The 20,811-nt window shown below is 54.6% G+C and carries 14 protein-coding genes; 11 read left to right on the forward strand and 3 right to left on the reverse strand.

Features of this window, described 5'->3' with window-relative positions:
• Positions 1-80: 80 nt before the first annotated feature.
• From B3P58_RS00480 to B3P58_RS00490, 3 genes are all read left to right on the forward strand, one after another.
• A complete protein-coding gene (locus B3P58_RS00480; RefSeq protein WP_145468910.1) occupies positions 81-1,103 on the forward strand; it encodes an AraC family transcriptional regulator in 1,023 nt (340 codons plus the stop codon).
• A gap of 101 nt (positions 1,104-1,204) precedes the next feature.
• Positions 1,205-1,825 (forward strand): TetR/AcrR family transcriptional regulator, encoded by a 621-nt coding sequence (locus tag B3P58_RS00485; RefSeq protein ID WP_286715162.1) that lies wholly within the window; start codon positions 1,205-1,207, stop codon positions 1,823-1,825.
• 27 nt (positions 1,826-1,852) lie between these two features.
• Entirely contained in the window at positions 1,853-3,730 is a 1,878-nt protein-coding gene (locus tag B3P58_RS00490) for an MFS transporter (RefSeq protein ID WP_286715165.1), read from the forward strand.
• Positions 3,731-3,801: 71 nt separating this feature from the next.
• On the opposite strand, the gene waaC is transcribed toward B3P58_RS00490, so the two are convergent.
• Complete coding sequence (gene waaC / locus B3P58_RS00495; protein WP_286715168.1) at positions 3,802-4,830, reverse strand: lipopolysaccharide heptosyltransferase I; 1,029 nt, start codon at positions 4,828-4,830, stop codon at positions 3,802-3,804.
• Between the two features lie 176 nt (positions 4,831-5,006).
• On the opposite strand from waaC, the gene B3P58_RS00500 reads away from it, so the two are divergent.
• The 4 genes from B3P58_RS00500 (at position 5,007) to B3P58_RS00515 (ending at position 9,653) form a co-directional block, all read left to right on the forward strand.
• A complete protein-coding gene (locus B3P58_RS00500; RefSeq protein WP_286715171.1) occupies positions 5,007-5,942 on the forward strand; it encodes a lysylphosphatidylglycerol synthase transmembrane domain-containing protein in 936 nt (311 codons plus the stop codon).
• Between the two features lie 225 nt (positions 5,943-6,167).
• Complete coding sequence (locus B3P58_RS00505) at positions 6,168-7,271, forward strand: glycosyltransferase family 2 protein (protein ID WP_286715174.1); 1,104 nt, start codon at positions 6,168-6,170, stop codon at positions 7,269-7,271.
• Positions 7,261-8,865 (forward strand): ArnT family glycosyltransferase, encoded by a 1,605-nt coding sequence (locus B3P58_RS00510; RefSeq protein ID WP_286715177.1) that lies wholly within the window; start codon positions 7,261-7,263, stop codon positions 8,863-8,865. Before B3P58_RS00505 ends, B3P58_RS00510 begins: the two co-directional genes overlap by 11 nt.
• Positions 8,862-9,653: a phosphatase PAP2 family protein gene (locus B3P58_RS00515; RefSeq protein ID WP_286715180.1), complete on the forward strand. Its 792-nt coding sequence runs from the start codon at positions 8,862-8,864 to the stop codon at positions 9,651-9,653. The genes B3P58_RS00510 and B3P58_RS00515 overlap by 4 nt, the downstream gene beginning before the upstream one ends.
• A 49-nt stretch (positions 9,654-9,702) precedes the next feature.
• Here the strand turns inward: B3P58_RS00515 and B3P58_RS00520 are convergent, their stop codons facing one another.
• Complete coding sequence (locus B3P58_RS00520) at positions 9,703-9,951, reverse strand: hypothetical protein (protein ID WP_145468918.1); 249 nt, start codon at positions 9,949-9,951, stop codon at positions 9,703-9,705.
• Positions 9,952-10,128: 177 nt separating this feature from the next.
• Here B3P58_RS00520 and fabB point away from each other — a divergent pair, with 177 nt between their 5' ends.
• Together fabB and B3P58_RS00530 are read left to right on the forward strand one after the other, a co-directional pair.
• On the forward strand, positions 10,129-11,340 hold the full coding sequence (fabB, locus tag B3P58_RS00525; protein WP_145468919.1) for a beta-ketoacyl-ACP synthase I: 1,212 nt from the start codon (positions 10,129-10,131) through the stop codon (positions 11,338-11,340).
• 205 nt (positions 11,341-11,545) lie between these two features.
• On the forward strand, positions 11,546-16,465 hold the full coding sequence (locus B3P58_RS00530) for a biotin carboxylase N-terminal domain-containing protein (protein ID WP_286715185.1): 4,920 nt from the start codon (positions 11,546-11,548) through the stop codon (positions 16,463-16,465).
• Between the two features lie 72 nt (positions 16,466-16,537).
• Here the strand turns inward: B3P58_RS00530 and B3P58_RS00535 are convergent, their stop codons facing one another.
• Positions 16,538-18,940: a methyl-accepting chemotaxis protein gene (locus tag B3P58_RS00535; protein WP_286715188.1), complete on the reverse strand. Its 2,403-nt coding sequence runs from the start codon at positions 18,938-18,940 to the stop codon at positions 16,538-16,540.
• Positions 18,941-19,289: 349 nt separating this feature from the next.
• Between B3P58_RS00535 and B3P58_RS00540 the strand changes: the two genes are divergently transcribed.
• Both B3P58_RS00540 and B3P58_RS00545 read left to right on the forward strand, forming a co-directional pair.
• Positions 19,290-19,772 (forward strand): protease complex subunit PrcB family protein, encoded by a 483-nt coding sequence (locus B3P58_RS00540; RefSeq protein ID WP_286715191.1) that lies wholly within the window; start codon positions 19,290-19,292, stop codon positions 19,770-19,772.
• A gap of 38 nt (positions 19,773-19,810) precedes the next feature.
• Positions 19,811-20,811, forward strand: a 1,001-nt coding sequence (locus B3P58_RS00545) for a dipeptidase (RefSeq protein ID WP_286715194.1), incomplete at its 3' end; no start/stop codon positions are given.

Raw genomic sequence — 20,811 nt, forward strand, 5'->3', positions numbered from 1 at the left:
ACGTAGTATATTCAGCCAGCGCAACGACAAACCCAATGCCAGACTCCACGCGGTTATAACAACAACATGATGCACATCGGATGAACTCTCAAGATTTATTAGGTACCGCTTCATCTGCAGCCATCCGCCAGTATCTGCGCGCAGCGCAGGACTACGGTATAGAACCCGTACAGGCTCTGGATGCCGTTAATATGCCGCACGGCATAATGGATAACAGCATCAGCCGCACCCACGGCCGTGCCTTCCAGAGCCTGATCCGCTGGCTGATCGAGCAGACCCGCGACCCATTGTTCGGCTTAAAAAGCTCACGTTATGTGCAGCCCGGCTCTTACAGCCTGGTTGGCTACATGGCGATGAACTGCCGCACCGCGCGCGAGGCGCTGCACATCACACCGGAATACGAAGCCATCGTTGGCGACATGGGTGTTACCAAAATCGAAAAATACGGCCCACACCTGGCGATGCGCTGGGTCTGCCAATACGACGACCCCATTGTACGCCCACACATGATCGACAACGTGCTTGGCAGCTGGCTGGTGTTTGCCCGCTGGCTGGCGGACATGCAGGACGGCAAACCCGAATGCGTCCTGTTCGAGCGTAACAAGCCCGCCCCCGCCCTGCTGGCTGTTTATGAAGACATTTTTCAGGCACCGCTGGAATTTGGCAGCGACCGCAGTGCGCTGATTTTCCCGGAACCCATTCTTGATACACCTCTGCGCCAGCCCGACCCGACATTACTGGCTACGCTGGAGCAGCAGGCTGCCGCCGTTATGGCCGAACTGCAGGAAAAGCACCCGATTGTGATGCAGACCCGTTCACTGCTGCGCAGCCTGATGGAGGAAGACCTGCCGCGGCGCGACAAAGTCGCCGCCGAACTCGGCATGACCGAGCGCACACTGCAGCGCCGTTTACAGGAGGCCGGTACCGGCTATCAGCAACTGCTCGATGACTTACGTCGCGAAGTGGCAACCAACTGGCTGCGTACCACCAATATTCCGGTGAACGATATCGCCGCCCGTCTGGGCTTCAGTGAGGCCCGCTCATTCCACCGCCGCTTCAAGGCCTGGACAGGTATGACCCCAGGCGAGTACCGGGGCAAATAACCCCCGGCCACCCTTCCCATTCCTGACGTAAAAAATCTATTGAACAGCGTTCAGAACAGTCTTATATTGAACGCCGTTCAAAATCATTCAGGTGACTCATCATGGCCCGCCGCCAGGATCACACACCCGTACAGCTGCAACAACTGACCATGGAAACGGTGCTCAATCTGCTGCAGCAGCAGCCGGCCAGCAGCCTCAGCCTGCGCCAGATTGCACGCGAGGTCGGCTATTCCCCCGGCACGCTGATTAACCAATTCGGCAGTTATGGTTTGTTGTTGCTGGCCGCTAACGCCCGCACTCTGGATCAGATATACCGTGAATTATGCGCCGCTATAGAGCAGGCAGACTCACCACAACAAGCGCTGGAAGCCTGTGCCATGAGTTATTTCAACTTCGCCAGCCAGCACCCGCATCAGTGGCGACTGCTGTTTGAGCATCAGTTACCGGAACAGGAAAACCTGCCCGACTGGCAGCAACAACGCATCGATAACGTATTCACCCTGCTGCAACAGCAGCTCACCATACTCAAACCCGGCACCACGGCAGCCGACTGCGCTCAAAGCGCACGGACGATCTGGGCAAGCGTTCACGGCATCTGCGTGCTGGCACTGGATGATAAATTATTTACTCCGGGCAATATCAATGGCCACAGCATGATTCTCTCTCTGCTGCACCATTATTTACCCGGCTGGATTAACGATAAGGAAGACCGTCATGCATAACCAACAGGCCATACAAGGAAATCAGCCATGAGTCAGCACAGTCAGTTTACCCTGCTCGGCAAACGCCGCTTTCTGCCGTATTTTATTACCCAAGCACTGGGCGCGTTTAACGATAACTTATACAAAAATGCGCTGTTATTACTGATCGCTTTCAGCGGCATTATTGCCGAAGAAGATTCCGCACTGTACACCAACCTTGCCGCCGGGCTGTTTATCCTGCCGTTTTTTCTGTTCTCGCCCATCGCCGGCCAGATCGCCGATAAAATGGAAAAATCGCGTTTAATCCGCAGCGTTAAATTACTCGAAGTCGCCATCATGCTGATTGCTGCTGCCGGCATTATTACCAACAATATGCTGCTGATGATGACCCTGCTGTTTTTGATGGGTCTGCAATCGGCATTGTTTGGCCCGGTAAAATTCGCCTTACTGCCACAACAGCTGCATAAAGACGAACTGGTGGGCGGTAATGCACTGGTTGAGATGGGTACTTTTCTGGCCATTTTAGGCGGCACGATTACCGCCGGTTTATTATTTGATTTAAGCGCTGCCAAATACTGGATTGCTGCGGGTGTTATCTTTTTTGCCGTGCTGGGTTATTTCAGCAGTCGCTTTATTCCAACCGCGGCAGCCGGTGATCCACAGCTGACCATCAACTGGAATCCGCTTACCGAGCTGGTAAATACGTTACGTAATGCCCGCCAGCAACGCGCCGTATATTTATCCATTATGGCCATCAGCTGGTTCTGGTTTTTAGGCGCCAGTTACCTGACCCAGTTTCCGAATCTGGCCCGTGATCACTTAGGCGGCAACCCGCAAATCGTTACCCTGCTGTTAACTCTGTTTTCTGTCGGCGTAGCCGCAGGCTCGCTGCTGTGCGAAAAACTATCCGGTCACAAAATTGAGCTTGGTATAGTACCGATCGGCTCATTGGGCATGAGCATTTTTGGTGTTGACCTGTACTTTGCCATCAGCAGTCTGAACATCAGTTCCGACCTAAGCGCTCTGGCGTTTGTACAGAATGCCGACCACTGGCGCATGATGGCGGACATCGCACTGATCAGTTTGTTCGGCGGTTTATATGTTGTGCCACTGCAGGCGTTAATTCAGCAGCGCAGTGACGAAAAAATGCGCGCCCAGACCATCGCAGCCAACAACGTGATGAACGCACTTTTTATGGTTGGCAGTGCCGCTTTCGGCATCATCAGCCTGGTGATTATGAAGTTATCCATCGCCGAATATTTCTGCGTGATTGCCATCATGAATATTGTCGTCGTCGGCTACGTCTATTCGCAGGTACCGGAATTTGCCCTGCGTTTTGTTATCTGGATGCTGTCGCACACCATGTATCGCGTAAGCCATAAAGGCATTCAGAATATTCCCGAAGAAGGCCCGGTTGTATTAGTCTGCAACCACGTCAGCTATGTTGATGCCTTACTGATTGCCGGTGCCTGTCCGCGCCCTATACGCTTTGTTATGGATCGCGGTATTTCAGAAATGCCGGGGATGAAATGGTTTTTCCGTCTGGCCAAAGCCATTCCGATCTGTTCGCCTAAGGCCAATAATGAAGTTTATGAAACGGCCTTCCGCCGTATTAAAGAAGAATTAGCCGATGGCCAGGTGGTGTGTATTTTTCCGGAAGGGAAACTGACACAAAGCGGAGAAATTGAACCCTTCCGTGCCGGTATCGAACGTATTATCGCCGAAACACCAGTGCCGGTTATTCCGATGGCGCTGGACGGTTTATGGGGCAGTTTTTTCAGCCACAAAGATGGCCTGGCACTCACCAAAACGCCACGGCGCTTCTGGTCTCGGGTGGGTTTAACCGTTGGTCAGCCACAGGCTCCGGAAGGCATCAGCGCAGCAGGGCTGGAGCAGGATGTTAAAGCGCTGCTGACAACAGGCTGACGCTTCTGAAAGCAATAAAAACGGGCGCTATGGCGCCCGTTTTTATTGCTGCCGAATTACCGGGGATTTCATCAGCCGGCTGAGTTCAGACGGCCAAGCAAATGATCGAACACCCGTTGCGGGCTGATCTCACGATAACAGGGCGGCTGAATATCGCCGGACTCATTCTTCAGGCAGGTTTTCGACAGGCAGGGAGCGCAATCGCTGTAACCGCTGCGCATGACTTCAACCTGCGGCCCCAACACGCCGGTCAGGGTTGAATCGGTGGCGCCATAAATCGCCACGGAGGGTACTTCCAGCGCGGCAACCACATGGGATAAACCGGTATCCACGCCAACCACGGCCTGCGCATGGGCCAGATAAGCATTCAGCGCATTGAGGCCCATTTTTGGCAGTACCTCAACACCATCCAGCCCGTCAGCAATACGTTCGGCGCGCTGTTGTTCTTCATCATTACCCCAGGGCAGAACGACTTTACGGCCACTGGCCGCTACCATAGCTGCCAGCTCACGCCAGTAAGCTTCCGGCCAGAGTTTGGTGATCCAGGTCGTGCCGTGCAGGAACAGCCAGTAATCACCGTCAACCGCCGGCCGCGGCCAGCGTGTGCGGTCAACGCCATAACTCAGCCCATCCGGCACCTCATAACCCAGTACCTGAGCAAACAGCTGGCGCACCCGTGGAATAGCATGCTGCCCTTTTGCCACCGCCTGCGGATGCTGATAGGCCAGCGCCGCCAGCGGCTCACGGCAACTGTGCTTATCCAGACCAAAGCGCGGACCGCGGGCCATGCGGGTAAATACCGCGCTTTTAATCAGGCCCTGAGCATCGAGCACCACATCGTATTCAGTGGCGCGCAGATCACGCCAGAAGGCTTTCATTTCTGCACGATTGGCTTTATCACGCAGATTTTTGCGCCAGCGCCGCCAGGCCACCGGGATGACTTTTTTTACTGCCGGATGCCAGGCCGGAATCGCAGCAAAAGCTTCTTCCACCACCCAGTCGACTTCCAGTCCGGGAATCGCCCGCCAGGCATCTTCCAGCGCCGGCAGGGTGTGGAATACATCCCCCAGCGATGAGGTTTTAATCAGCAGGACTTTCACGGCAATTCTCCATCCACAGAAACGTCTATCTGGCTCAGCCAGCGGCTTATTCTTTTTCGGGAGCGCACTTTATACCAAGCCAGCGGCGATTCAAACGGCAAACGCCTGCCGGCTGGCTTGACAATACAGCGGGTGGCGGCAACCATGCCGGCCTTTACCAAGCGCGAGGCTGCACTGTGTTCAAATCGTGGAAATTCTGGCTGGGGCTGACCTTATTACTGGCACTGATCTGGCTGGTTGAACGCAGTTACGGCTGGGGCGCCGTGGTACAGAGCTGGCAAAGCATCCCTCCGCAGCAGGTTGCGATTGCCATACTGCTGATGCTGCTGAGCTACATACTGCGCGCACTGCGCTTCTACGACTTCTTCTGGCAGCAATGCCGCGGGCAATTTTTACGCCTGACACGCATCACCGTGCTGCATAACTTCTTCAATAATATGCTGCCGATGCGCAGCGGCGAAACCGCCTTCCCCCTGCTGATGAAACAGCATTTTGATGTGCCCTATCGTCACAGCGGCCCGGCATTATTGTGGCTGCGCCTGCTTGATCTGTATGCCCTGCTGGTGCTCGCCGCGCTGTCACTGCACACACAACTTGAAGTCAGCAACAGCGTCAAACTGCTGCTGGCTGCTGGCCTGCTGACGGCGCCGCTGCTGGTACTGCCACTGCAGAATGCCCTCAACCGTTTTCTGCTGGCGCACCCCAGCAAACTGGCCAACCGTGGCGCCGAGCTGATGCATGCCCTGCCCAAATCACCCTGGAGCTTCGCCCGCGCCCTGTTCTGGACCCTGATCAACTGGGCACTGAAGCTGGCGGTCTATGCCTGGCTTTTGGCGCAATTTCTGGATCTGCCCTACAGCCAGAGCTGGATGGGTGCGACCACCGGCGAACTGAGCAGTGTGTTACCGATTCATGGCGTGGCTGGCGCCGGCACCTACGAAGCTGGTGTACTCGCGGGCCTTCTGCCCTGGGGCATTGATCACGCCAAAGCACTGGCTGCGGCGGTAAACCTGCATCTGTTTGTACTGGGCAGCACACTGCTGCTGACGGCTCTGATCACACTGCTGACCCAGCGCCTGCGGCTGCCGGCAACGGCCTCTGACAACGGCTGAATCTTTGCCCGCCGGGAACTTCAGCGCTGACAAAGCCACTGAAAGACAGCGATCAGGGTACAGGGTGGCACACTGAGTTTTCATCAGCGGCCTTGCTCGTTATTTTCCTGTCATCCCCTTTTGGGTATGATCGCGGTTCTTTTTACATCGCGCGCCGTGGCGGTGCCGGTTTTACTGTTATCAAACCGGCTCATGGCGCCCGCAATTCCTTTTTACAGAGTGGTAATGACCTTGACTGAGGCAAATACATCCGCGGCAACCCAGAAGCCTTCACTGTCTGTAGTGATTCCTATGTTCAACGAGATCGAAAACGTTGGCCCTATGGTCGCACGCGTGCATGAAGGTCTTGCCAGTTACAACGGCGACTGGGAACTTCTGGTCGTTGATGATGGCAGCACCGATGGCACGCCTCAGGCTCTGAAAAAAGAATCCGAAAAATACGGCAGCCACGTACGTGTGGTTGAACTGCGCCGTAACTTCGGCCAGACCGCCGCGATGCAGGCCGGTATTGATGAAGCCCGCGGCTACCTGATTGCCACCCTCGACGGCGACCTGCAGAACGATCCGGCCGATATTCCGCGCATGGTCGACCATCTGCTGGAGAATGATCTGGATCTGCTCACCGGCTGGCGTAAAAACCGTAAGGACGATCTGGTGCTGCGTAAGATCCCATCGCGCATCGCCAACCGCCTGATTGGTAAAATCACCGGTGTACGTATCAATGACTACGGCTGCTCGCTGAAAATTTACAAATCTTCGGTCATCAAACAGGTTCGTCTGTATGGTGAAATGCACCGCTTTATTCCGGCCTGGGTGGCGGCGGTCGTTCCACCAAGCCGTATTGGCGAAATTGTGGTAACCCACAACGCACGGGTTGCCGGTGAATCCAAATACGGTATTTCGCGCACCTTCCGCGTGATTCTTGACCTGTTGTCGGTCTATTTCTTCATGCGCTATCGCGCCCGTCCGGGCCACTTTTTTGGCTCTATCGGTCTGGCACTGGGTTCGATGGGTGGCCTGATGATGACCTATCTGGCTTTTGTGAAATTCATTCTGGGTGAAGACATCGGCAACCGCCCGCTGTTTTTAATTGCCGTGGTCTGTGTGATTGCTGCCCTGCAATTCCTCACCACCGGCGTATTGTCTGAGCTGATTTCACGTACTTACTTTGAATCATCCCAGCGCCAGCAATATGTGATCTACCATCCTGCGGCCGATGCCGACAAAGGTGAACCGGGCTGGAATCAGCAACAAAATACAGTAACCGCTGCAACCACTACCCAGACAGAGGCCAACGCTTCAGGTGGTGACGATCAGCATGCCAGCTAAGTTGCAATACCGCCTCCCGGGCCTGCAGATGCCGCTGTGGCTGCTGCTGGTTCTGGTGGGCTTTTTCTTTGCCAACCTCAATGGGTATCTGCTGTTTGATCATGACGAGGGCGCCTTCAGCGAGGCGACCCGCGGCATGTTTGAGCGTGGCGACTTTATTACCACCTGGCTTAACGACCGGGTGCGTTTCGACAAACCCATCCTGATTTACTGGCTGCAGGCCGCATCTATCTCGGTATTCGGCACCGAAGTCTGGGCCTTCCGCCTGCCTTCAGCGCTGGCCGGTCTGGGCTGGACACTGGCCATATTCGCTTTTGTACGCCGCCATCTGGATGAAAAAACCGCCATCATCGCCGCGCTGATGGCCGCTGCCAGCCTGGGCATTAATATGATCGCCCACGTTGCCACCGCCGACGCCTTACTCAATGCCCTGCTGGCCACCACACTGCTGCTGATGTACAGCTACAGCCGTCAGCCCGCCAACAGCCTGCTGGTTGCGATTTACGCGTTAATGGCACTGGGTGTACTGACCAAAGGGCCGGTGGCTGTGGCTATTCCCTTTATGGTGGCTGCTCTGTTCTACCTGAGTCAGGGCCTGCGGGCAGAGTTTCTGCGCGCGATATTCTTTATTCCCGGCTGGATTCTGTTCGTTGCCATCGCCGCGCCCTGGTACATCCTTGAGTATCAGGCACAGGGGCAGGCCTTCATTGATGGTTTCTTCCTTAAGCACAACGTCAACCGCTTCAACAATGCGATGGAAGGTCACGACGGCGGCTTCCTGTTCTACCCGCTGGTACTGCCTTTTGTGCTGGCGCCATTCGGTGCCCTGTTGCTGCGTATTGTGCCGTCTGTACGCAATATCCTGCCGGGCAAAGACCCGCTGGATGCTTTCCTGTGGATCTGGTTTCTGGTGGTGCTGGTGTTATTCAGTCTGGCCAGTACCAAGCTGCCGCATTACATCCTGTACGGTTGCACACCGCTGGTGATCCTGATGGCGCGCTACCACGCCTGGCTGCAGAACCGCTGGTTCGCCCTGCTGTTCCCGGCCCTGTTGTTTGGTGTAATGGTCGCGTTCCCGCTGCTGATTCCGGTGGCCGAACAACGCCTGACCAACCCGATTGAGATTGCCGTCGCCCAGCGCGCCGGACATTACTTTAATCAGGACTTCGCCATTCTGGCTGCGCTGGCCGGCATCGTCAGCCTGACCCTGATTCTGTGGCGCCGCTATCCGTTATGGAGCCGCCTGGTCATGGTTGGCGGAATCCAGACTCTGTTCGTCTGGTTTATTTTTGTGCCTGCATTCAGTGAAGCGCAGCAACGCCCGGTCTGGGAAGCGGCACAGTTTGCCAAGACGCTGGATGAGCCGGTCTACACCCAGTCCATCGATATGCCGAGCTTTAACGTTTATCTGAATAAGGTGACGCACCGCCGCCCACTGGAAATTGGCGAGGTCGGCTTTGGCCGTGAAGACCGCCTGGCCAGTGACAGCGAATATTATGATGTACTGTTCCAGTCGGGTCCGATTCAGATTGTGCGCCGCATCGCTGCGCCAGACTCTGCTCCAACCCCAGCCCCTGCTGCGGAGCAGCCATGACGCAGCAACAGACTCTGGGCAGCCCCCCGTTGCTGACTCTGGCAGCACTGATGCTCAGCTCAGCCTTATTGTTGTGGCTGAGCAATGCTAACCAGGCCCTGTTTTTACAGTGGAATCACGCCGGCGGCATGCTGCCTGACTGGCTGTGGGCCAACCTGACACTGGTCGCCGACACACTGTTTGCCATTGCTGTGCTGCTGATTGCCGCCTGCTACCGGCCATTATTACTGACCCAGTCGCTGGTACTGCTGATTCTGGGCGCGGTTTTTGTGCATTTTTTCAAAAATACGCTGGACGTTGCCCGCCCGGCCGCCGTGCTCAGCCATGACAGCTTCACCATTATTGGTGCCGTTCTTAAAGGACACAGCTTCCCCTCAGGCCATTCCTTTACCGCGCTGAGCTGTGCCGGCCTGCTATGGCTGAACAACAAGCGCCTGAGTGCTGGTCTGTTGATTCTGCTGTTGGGATTGGCGGCCGCCCTGAGCCGCGCGATGGTCGGCGCCCACTGGCCGCTGGATATTCTGGTAGGTGGTGCTTTCGGCCTGCTGTTCGCCTGCCTGAGCGTTGCCTTGGTCAATCGCTTCCAGTGGCTACAGGCCCATGGCTGGAAATTACTCAGTGCCCTGTTGCTGACACTGGCTTCGGGCTACCTGGCCTTTCATGAAGATGGTTATCCGTATACCGATCCGCTGGCGATTGCCGCCAGTCTGGTTGCAGTCATTACCGCACTGGTCAAAATCTGGTTGCCGTTTGCGCGCCTGTTGCGACAGCAAGACACCGGAAACTGAAGAGTCGGGGGGGGCGTTAACGTCCCCGGCTTACCGCATTCTGCTGATATCAGGCGCCAAACAAGTCAAAGGTAATACCGCCGTCATCGGACTGATCGAGCCACCCTTTGGGCTTGGAAAAGGTCTGCTCCATCTGTGCCGCCACGGCATCCGTGATTTTCCGCGTCGGTTTTTCCCCTAACATAGCCTGCATGCGATCCTCGTCCTGCCCCAGACAAGCAGCCATGGTCTCCACATCCAATGCATTCTCCAACATCAGCTCCTGCGCCCGGCTCCAGCGCACATCTTGATCAGCCATCACTAATACAACCCTTTTTCTTTTGATTAAAGACTATTGGTTAACAATATTTTTCTTTATGCCTTTTTGACGACTGCTATATAGTGGTGGCCGCCAAAGGATTGAAATATTACCTCAATATTTCTGTCATAGGCTGTACAGGATTTCATTTCGTTAATAAGAATCAGAGTATCAGTTATGCGTCGAGTTGTGGTTACAGGTTTAGGAATCGTAGGTTGTCTGGGTAATAACAAAGATGAGGTACTGGCATCCCTGCGGGCACAGCGCTCTGGTATCAGCTATATGCCGGAATACGCCGAACTCGGCTTCCGCAGCCACGTCGCCGGCAAACCGCACATTGATCTGGATGAGGTCATCGATCGCAAGCTGAAACGCTTTATGGGTGACTCCGCAGCTTATTCTTATTTATCCATGCGTGAAGCCATTGAAGATTCCGGCCTGACCGCTGAGATGGTCAGCAATCCCCGTACCGGCCTGGTTGCCGGCTCCGGCGGTGCGTCTTCCAGCGATATCGTTGAATCCGTCGACATTCTGCGTGAAAAAGGTATCCGTAAGGTCGGCCCATACCGCGTAACCCGCACCATGGGCAGCACCGTATCGGCCAACCTGGCAACGCCGTTCTCTATTAAAGGTGTGAACTACTCCATGACCTCCGCCTGTGCCACCAGTGCACACTGCATCGGTCATGCGATGGAACTGATTCAGTGGGGCAAGCAGGACATCGTTTTCGCCGGTGGCGGCGAAGAAGAACACTGGTCTCTGACCATGCAGTTTGATGCCATGGGCGCTCTGTCGAGCAAATACAACGACGCTGCGGAGACTGCATCCCGCCCTTACGATGCCACCCGTGACGGTTTCGTCATCGCTGGCGGCGGCGGCATGCTGGTACTGGAAGAATACGAACACGCCGTTGCCCGTGGCGCGACTATTTACGCTGAACTGATCGGCTATGCGGCCACTTCCGACGGTGCTGACATGGTTGCGCCGTCCGGCGAAGGTGCCGTGCGCTGCATGCAGGATGCGCTGGCAATGGCAGGCAACCCTACCATTGATTATCTGAACACCCACGGCACCAGCACGCCAGCGGGTGACATTACCGAACTGCGCGCCGTAGGCCAGGCCTTCGGCGACAAAGTACCGCCAATCAGCTCAACCAAATCTCTGACCGGTCACTCTCTGGGTGCCGCCGGGGTACAGGAGGCTATCTACAGCCTGCTGATGCTGAAGCACGGTTTTATTACCGGCAGTGCCAACATCACCGAAAAAGACGAAGGCGCAGCTGGTTTCCCCATCGTGACCGAAAACCGCGACGCTGCGCTTAAAACCGTGATGTCGAACAGCTTTGGCTTCGGTGGGACCAACGCGACCCTGATTTTTCAGTCCCTCTGAAAAAACGTGTACTGAGTCGCTTTTACTGGTTATTAGTGATATTCAAGAAAGACTTTTTAGGTTTTACTAATGCCCCCTGTTAATCCGCACACGGTCAGTTTTCTGGCTGTGGCGGTAGTTTTACAGAGGCATGATGGGCTGGTTCCGCGACATCCGATTCAGGCCGGCCCGATTGAATATCGGCACATTATGGAATGTAGTAACGATGACAGAGCAACAGGTTTCAACAGGAAACGCCATATCCAAACATATCGACCAGCTGTTCCAGAAAGCAGAACAGCTGTCTGCCGACTTTTCCCTGTTTCCGGAATACGAAGATAACGCCGTTGATCAGAGCGTTAAAGGGCTGATCTCTCCGGAACGCTGCGAGGCCGAACTTGAGCGCCTGCGTGGCCTGAATATCGACAATTATATTGAACAGATCGTCGCGCCCAGCGAAAGCAACAGCCGCATGGGCGCTAAAGCTGTGGTACAGCATCTGGTGCTGCGTGTTATCACCGAAGTAGAAGACGGCCCGCTGTACTGCGCCGAGGCCGATATGGACTTTGGTGGTCATGTACGCCGCGTTGGTTTTATCTGCCAGAACCGTGAACACGCCAACGGTGCGTGGCAGCCACAGCATCACAACCGTGCTGCCCAGCAGGCCCGTGCCTTTGCCCGTCGCGCCATGCCGATTGTTACCTTTATCGACACCCCCGGAGCCGATGCCGGTGAAGCCGCGAATGCCGGCAACCAGGCACACAGCATCTCCCACCTGATTACCGAAATGGCCAACAATGATGTGCCAACCCTCGGTATTATCTGGGGTGCTGGCTACTCCGGTGGTGCAATTCCGCTGGCAACCACCAATATTCTGCTCAGCGTGCGTGATGGTATTTTCAACACCATTCAGCCGCAGGGTCTGGCGTCCATTGCACGTAAATACAACCTGTCCTGGCAGGAATGTGCCAAGTACGTTGGCGTATCCGGTTTTGAATTGCGTGAAGCCGGGATTATCGATGGCATCATCGATTACGCCCCGACCGATGCTGACGAAAAGCGTTTCAACCTGCATCAGGCCATTACCACCGGTATCGAATCCATCGAAGCCAGTGCCGCCGAGTTTGCCCGTCACAGCAAATATCTGATGGACCATTATCAGCGCAGTGTTGAACGTTTCCTTAAGCCGTCTGAGAAACTGGAAAAGCTGCAGAAAGACTCTAACTTCTTCCTTGCCCAGACTCCGACCGAGCATATCAACCTGTTCGGCCTGACCTATCGCTATACCCGCTACCTCACCCTGCGCCGCCGTATTCATTCCACAACACTGGAAAACTACGGTCGCCTGGCAGAAAAAGAAGTACCGGAAGGCCAGCTGCAGTCCCGTCTGCAGCGCGAATCCAAGCGCAAATTCCAGAACTGGCTGCAGGCACCGGAAAAAATCGTCTACGACGACAATCTGCACAAAAGCTGGAAAAACTTCTGGAGCAAGTACGAAGACCGTGACGAGAGCCGCAGCACCATCGCCCGTCTGTTCTTCGGCGAGCCCAAGAACAATTACTTAAAAGCCAAGCAGGAACTGTGCTTTAACCTCGGTTTGTATCTGTTTAACCGCTGGAAATCCGATGCCTCGGTTAATTTCCAGGGACTGATGGATTACCTTGAAGACTACAAGCAGAGCCGTTTCCTGCTGCGCGCCAATGACATCCTCGATGCCGTTGCCGTGGCTGAGTTCGTAGAAAAGAACCCGCATCCGCTGGCCGCTTACATTCGCGAGCAACTGCCGCACGAAACCCGTCAGGAACTGACTCAGGGCCTGGCCAAGGAAAAGTCCAAGGGCGCACTGAAGCAGTCACTGGCAACCGCTCTGAACAGCATCCTCAAAGATGAGCTGATTCCGGATCATATCCGCGCGGATTTAAAACTCTCCACCCGTACCGAAGCACTGGCCAACAGTATTGCCAGCATCAAAGTGGAAGCCAACCGTCGCATCATTGAAGAAGCACTGGCCCCTTACATTCAGTTCCGTCAGGAAAACATTCAGAACCCGGCACACCCGGATATCACCATTCTGGATGCCATTCTGCACGACGAACTGCGTTACGAGTTCAGCCAGGTATGTCAGAACATGCTGGTGTTTGGTCAGCTGTACGACAACTTCATCAACAATCTGGTCGGCGTGGCAAAAGAAGCCAACGAAGACCGTTCGTTGTCACGCGAGTCGGTGAAAACCCTGCTGGAGAAATCTCTGGCCGAAGCCACCGAAGGCGACAGTTATACCGCCCAGGAGCGCGAATCCTTTAACCACTGGCTGAGCTACTTTATCAAGAGTAATCAGCGTGGCGACTTCCTGAAGTCGGTTGAGGAATGGAAAAAACTGGCCTTCCCGCGCCTGTCCGACACCCTGTTTGTGGTGATCACCTTTATTTTCGAAAAACTGCTGCCGGAATATCATGAAGCCGAGCAGGATGGTAAGACCTATAACGGCCGTATCAACCCGGTCTCTATCGGTCGCCGTAAGGATTTCTGGAACCGTCTGACCATGGCTTACCACGATCTGCTGATTCAGCAGGTTCTGGACGATACCAAACGTCAGAAGAAGACCTCAGCACAGGCCATCATTGACCGCTTCTTCAACGATTTTGAAGAACTGAATGCCAGCCTGATGTCCGCCGATCCGGTGGCCTTCCCAGGCTTCCGCAGCTCAATCGAAGGTGCGCTGAAGAAAGACATCAAGCCCTGCGGTGTGATCACCGGTATCGGTACCATCAAAATCGGTGAGCGTGAACAACAGGTCGGTGCGCTGGTTTCCAACCTCGACTTCCAGGCCGGCGCCTTCGATATGGCCTCCGCTGAGAAGTTCTGTAAGCTGATGGTGGAATGTGCGCGTCTGCAATTGCCGATCGTGTGCTTTGTTTCCTCCGGCGGTATGCAGACCAAAGAAGGTGCGGCTGCCCTGTTCTCTATGGCCGTGGTTAACGACCGTATCACCCGTTTCGTACGCGATAACGATCTGCCGATCGTGATCTTCGGTTTCGGTGACTGTACCGGTGGTGCGCAGGCGAGTTTTGTGACTCACCCGCTGGCACAGACCTACTACTTCTCCGGCACCAATATGCCATTTGCCGGCCAGATCGTGGTACCAAGCTATCTGCCAAGCACCTGTACCCTGTCGAACTACCTGTCGGTATCGCCTAAGTCGATGGACGGGCTGGTCAGCCACCCGTTCTTTGATGATCTGGACGACCGCCTGCGTGCCATCGACCCGGATATGCCGGTTGCCCGCTTCAGCGTCGATGATGTACTCGACCGCGTGCTGCAGGGCTATGTCACGGCGGAGCGCATGGCTCCGGATACCGGCGCCAATGCCAGCAAACTGAAAAAATACGGCAAGATCGACAAGGTGCTGATCCACGCCCGTGGCTGTACTGCGGTGAAACTGATCCGCAAGGCACAGGAAAACGATATCAAGGTCATTCTGATTGCATCCGACCCGGATATGGAATCGGTACCGGTGGATATGCTCGGGCCTGAAGACCGTGTGGTCTGTATCGGTGGTAACACCCCGGACGAAAGCTATCTGAACGCCAAATCGGTACTGCGTATCGCCCACCACGAAAACGTGGATGCGCTGCACCCGGGTATCGGCTTCCTGTCGGAAAGCAGCCAGTTTGCCGCCCTCTGTGGTAACCACGACATTAACTTTGTCGGACCGCCGGTTTCCTCGATGGAAACCATGGGTAACAAGTCCAACGCCATTAACACCGCGATGCGTGTGAATGTGCCTGTTGTACCGGGTTCCCACGGCATTCTGACCAGTTCCGCCAATGCCGCTGCGGTAGCCGATGAAATCGGTTATCCAGTGCTGCTGAAAGCGGTACACGGTGGTGGCGGTAAAGGCATTCAGGTGGTGCATTCACCGGATAAGATCCACGCCCTGTTCCACCAGATTTCTACTGAGGCCAAAGCAGCTTTCGGTAACGGCGACGTGTATCTGGAAAAATACGTAACCTCCCTGCGTCATATCGAAGTACAGGTATTACGTGACAGCCATGGCAACACCAAGATTCTCGGTCTGCGCGACTGCTCGGTGCAGCGTAACAACCAGAAAATCTTCGAGGAATCCGGTTCCACCATGCTGCCGCGTGATCTGGAACAGGCGGCCTACGATTTTGCTGCCAAACTGGCGGATGCGGTGAAATACGTCGGTGCCGGTACGGTTGAATTTATTTTCGACCTGCACGCCAACACCATCTACTTCATGGAGATGAACACCCGTCTGCAGGTAGAGCATCCGGTGACGGAACTGGTGTCGGGTATTGATATCGTCAGCACCCAGTTCCGCATTGCCGAGGGCGACAGCATTGCTGACCTGAAGCCGGTATCCAAGGGTTATGCCATTGAAGTACGCGTGAACGCTGAGAAAGCTGTGCGTAAGGGTGACGATGTTGAATTCGTACCAACACCAGGCCTGATCCGCGACTGCGTGCTGCCGGAAGAAGACTACATTGAGCTGATCGCGATGGCGGCACCTGGCAAACAGGTATCGCCGTTCTACGACAGCATGGTGGTGCAGATCATCTGTTACGGTAAAGACCGCAACGACACCATCGCCAAGATGCGTGAATATCTGGAACGCGTACGCATTACCGGCGTGTGCACCAATATCCCGCTGCTCAAGCGCGTGCTGGACGACAAAGTCTTCCAGGACGGTGTCTACGACACCACCTATCTGCCGCAATTCCTTGACCGTATCGACGTTGATGCGCTGATCAAAGATATTGAAGACGCAGCAGACATGAGCGCTAACGCGGTTGACGCGGCGGCACTGAAGATCGAAGGTTCCGACGAGCTGAAAGTACTGTCGCCATCGACCAGTATTTTCTACGGATCGTCATCGCCAAGTGAACCGGCCTTTGTCAAAGAAGGCGATATCATCGGTGTTGACCAGACCCTGTGTCTGATGGAAGCCATGAAGATGTTCACTCCGCTGAGCCTGAAACAGTTCAATCGTGCCGGTACCGAACTCTACCCTGCCGGGCAGAAATTCAAGGTAACGCGCATTATGAACAGCGATGGTCAGCAGGTTAACCAGGGCGACTTACTGTTCGTGGTTAAACCGGTCAGCAGCGAAAACGCGGCCTGACAGGTTCATACTGAGCAATAAAAAAGCGCCTGCGGGCGCTTTTTTATTGGGCCGTTACGGCTCTTTTCCGGCTCAGGCCAGATTCCGCAGCACAGCATGACCGCTCCCCTGTACCATGTCGCTCAAACGGAACACACTCACCGCCTCAGACATAAACCGGGCCTGCTCCATCAGAGATTCCGCAGCAGCAGCCGCCTCCTCCACCAATGCCGCATTCTGTTGCGTCACCTCATCCATATGTGCAACCGCCTGATTCACCTGTGCCAGCCCGCTGCTTTGCTCAACCGAGGCCTCAACAATACTGAGTGTCAGATCTTTTACCCGGCCAATACTGCGCTCAATACCAGCCATGGTATCGCCCGCCTGCTGCACCTGATGACTGCCATTCTCAACCAGCGTAACGGAATCTTCGATCAGGGTTTTGATTTCTTTGGCCGCAAGAGCCGAGCGTTGCGCCAGGCTCCTGACTTCGGCTGCGACCACGGCAAAACCGCGTCCCTGATCGCCGGCCCGGGCAGCTTCAACGGCGGCATTCAATGCCAGAATATTGGTCTGGAATGCGATGCCATCGATCACACTGATAATATCGACCACTTTCTTTGACGACTGCTGAATCAGCCCCATGGTTTCAATTACCTGACGCACAACCAGCCCACCTTCCTGTGCAATGTTTGCCGACTCCTGCACCAGTGTATTAGCGGTCTTCGCGCTCTCTGTATTACGTAATACAGTCTTGGTTAGCTCTTCACTGCTGGCCGCCGTCTGCTCCAGATTACTGGCCTGGGATTCGGTGCGCCGTGACAGATCAGCATTCCCCTGAGCGATCTCACCAGACGCCACCTGAATCGTCATACCCGACTGCTTGATATTGCTGACCAGAGCATCCAGATTACGCACAGTTGCATTGACAGCCTGACGGGTTTCACCAAATAAGCCCGGGTAATCAGCGCTGATGCTCTGCGTCAGGTCGCCATCGGCCAGTGCTGTTACCACCCGCATCACATCGCGCAGACCGGTGTCTGTAATCTGCGACAGGCTGTTCAGGCGTTCAGCCAGGGTCAGAGAAAAGCCCTGTTTATCTTCATGACTCAGGCGCACGCTGAAATCGCCATTATCAGCGGCGGCCCGCACCATAGCCTCTACCTCACCAATCACCTTACGCAACGCATACACGGTCTGGTTAACGCCGGCTTTGGTTCGGCCAAACAATCCCGGATAGTCTTTATCGATACTTTGTTGCAGGTCACCACTGGCCAGCGCTTCAGCCACCCGCAATATATCGTTAAAGCCGGCATCACAGGTTGAGATCAGCACATTCAGATTATCCAGCATGTCTTTAAAACGGAAACGATAACGGCTGGCATCACAACGCAGGCTGAAATCACCGCTGGCACCGGCAGCGGACAGCTGCTGAATATCATCACTGATCTCCAGCAATGCCCGTTTTACTTCCGCAACCGATGCACTGATCTGTGCTTTTTCACCGGGCAGTGCCACCATATCGCGGTCGAAATTGCCCTGTGAATATTCCGCAATCACCGCAATGGTTTCATTAATTACGGCGATATAGTCTTCGACCAGACCATTTACCTGGCCGGCCATTTCACCGAACGTTCCCGGATATTGCTGTGCATCCAGACGGGCGCTGAGAACGCCCTGAGCATGCCGGTCAGCCAGCGTCTGCTGATCCTCTACATACTTCTGAATGGCCTGCTGCATTTTTTGCATCGCAATCATTAACTGGCCGGTTTCATCTTCACGTAATACCTCGATGCTGTTATTTAACCGGCCTGCGGCAATATTTTCCGCCACCGCAACCGCGCGGGACAGTGGTACGGAGATAGCCCGGATCAGTAACAATCCGGAATAAGCGGACATAGCCACGCCTATCAGAATCATAATCACCGCCAGCGCCCTGACCCACTGGTACAAAGACTGTGAACTGATAAATTCTTCTTTTGCGACGGTCAGTTGCAGCTGAGTCAGCTCACTGACTTTACTGCTGATCGGGTCAATGGTGGCGTACAGCGGCCCATCAAATGCATCCAGCTGTCCCTTCAGATTGCCCGGATTAAGTTCCAGAAACCGCTCCAGCTCATCCAGAGAGCGATTTGCCTGAACAAACAGCTGTTGCGCCTGATCTGCCAGCGCCTGCTCATCGGCGGTGAGATAAGTTGACATATAACGCTGCCATTCAGCATCAATATCCCCTGCGGCTTCATGTAAAAGCTGCAGGGTCTGACTGCCACTGATCAATCCGGCATTGGCTTTATTTACCGCATCGATCACGCTCACGGCGTAATGGTCAGCAATCACCTTCAGTTGCTGTAACGGAACCACCCGGTCTTCGTATACCGAACGTAATGAATGATTCATCGCGGCGAGGCTGAAAATACCGATAGCACCAATCACAAGCAGTAAAGACGCCATAAATGCGATGGTATAAATCAGCCGGGATCGAATGGATAACTGCATATTTTCTGCCCTTCCTGCGCAAGTCGGCGGTGCATCCATGCCACTATTGAAGCGGCTAACAGTAACAGGTTTAGACAAAGGATCAGGAAAATGAAAGCGGCGACAGAAAGAGAAATGTAACTGTGCCGGAGCCATTTTTTCAGACAATATACCTCCACATTTATCAAGGAATTTATCGCCGATGTGTCACCAGGGGGTATAGCAGGGAGAAATTTGACTGTGAATATTACACGGGGTTTACATGCGACGGATTGTTCAGACAGGCCGCTGCCGTCATGCTACGCAGCATTATTTCTGTCGTCCGGTAAACACCGGAAGATTTTTATCCCCGCTATGTAAGGACAATGTTATGACACGCAATCATCTGCTGCCTGTGAAAGCCCTGCTGATCAGTGCCTCTGTTTTATTATTCGGCTGTGTCGCCACCGACCAGGAAGCGGAAAACCGTCTTTCCCACACGACCCTGCATCAGGGGTTGCAGACCATTGGCAGCGGCAGCGAAATTAAAACCATCCGTATACTGAATAATGCCGATGATTATCGTGAAGTGCTGGCAGACTACTCCGCGGAAAGCAGCAAAGATGTTGATTTTAACCAGTACCAGATTGTGCTGATTGACCTCGGCATCCGCCCGAATGGCGGTTACGGTATCCGTATCGATGACGTGCTGGAGCAGGCTAATCATGTGGTGGTTGAATTTACTCAGCTGCCCCCCGGAAAAGGTTGCAACTATGACGGCGCACAAACCAATCCATACCGCTTTGAAGCGATTAAAAGCCTGAAAGAAATCGTTACTCAGGAAGCTATTGCCGCCGCGACCTGCAGCCAATAACCTGTAGCATCATTCACCGGACAGATCAGGGGCCTCCCGTGCTGCGCAAAATACTGTACGTATTATTCATCCTTTTAATTCTGGCCTTAATCGCAGCGCGCATTATCGTGCCTGGCCAGGTAGAAAAAGGCATGAACAGCGTAAAAAGCCACAAACCCTGGTCTGTCTCTGCGGAAGCCCGTGCACTGCATCAGACGCTGCTGATTGGTGACTGGCATGCCGATTCCCTGCTGTGGGACAGAAACCTGCTGCAACGCAGCGATTACGGTCAGGTTGATATTCCCCGGCTGCGTGAGGGCAATGTTGCCCTGCAGGTATTTACCGCGGTTACCAAAAGTCCCAGCGGTCAGAACTACCATGCCAACAGCAAAGATGCTGCAGACAATATCACCCCGCTCGCCATTGCCCAGACCTGGCCGGTTGCCAGCTGGAACAGTTTGTATGAGCGTGCACTGTATCAGGTAACACGCCTGAAACATTATGCTGACAAAGCACCGGAGCAACTGACATTAATCCGCACGGCGGCCGATATAAAAGCCGTTGTCAGCGCGCGCGAACAGGGAAAAGCCCTGATCGGAGCATTAATGGGGATGGAAGGCGGACATCCGCTGGAAGGTAACATCGAAAATCTGGATAAACTCTACGCTGCCGGTTATCGCCTGATCGGCCTGCAGCATTTTTTTGATAATGAGCTCGGCGGTTCATTGCATGGCACATCCAATGCGGGGCTGACTCCGTTTGGCCGTGAGGTGGTACTCAGAGCGGCTGAAAAAAACATGATTATCGACCTCGCACATTCCTCTCCACAGGTGGTGAAAGACGTACTGGCCATCACAGCACAACCATTGGTTGTCAGCCACAGCGGTATTTTTTCGCACTGTCGGGTAAAACGGAATTTTCCTGACACGCTGATGAAACAGATTGCTGCCACCGGTGGCGTGATCGGTATCGGTTACTGGAAAGATGTCACCTGCGATGACACACCGGCCGGTATTGTCAGAACCATCCGCAGCGCCATCGACTTGCTTGGTGAAGATCA

It is taken from the genome of Thalassolituus sp. UBA2009 (assembly GCF_002335285.1).
Classification (GTDB): domain Bacteria; phylum Pseudomonadota; class Gammaproteobacteria; order Pseudomonadales; family Oceanobacteraceae; genus Venatoribacter; species Venatoribacter alkanivorans.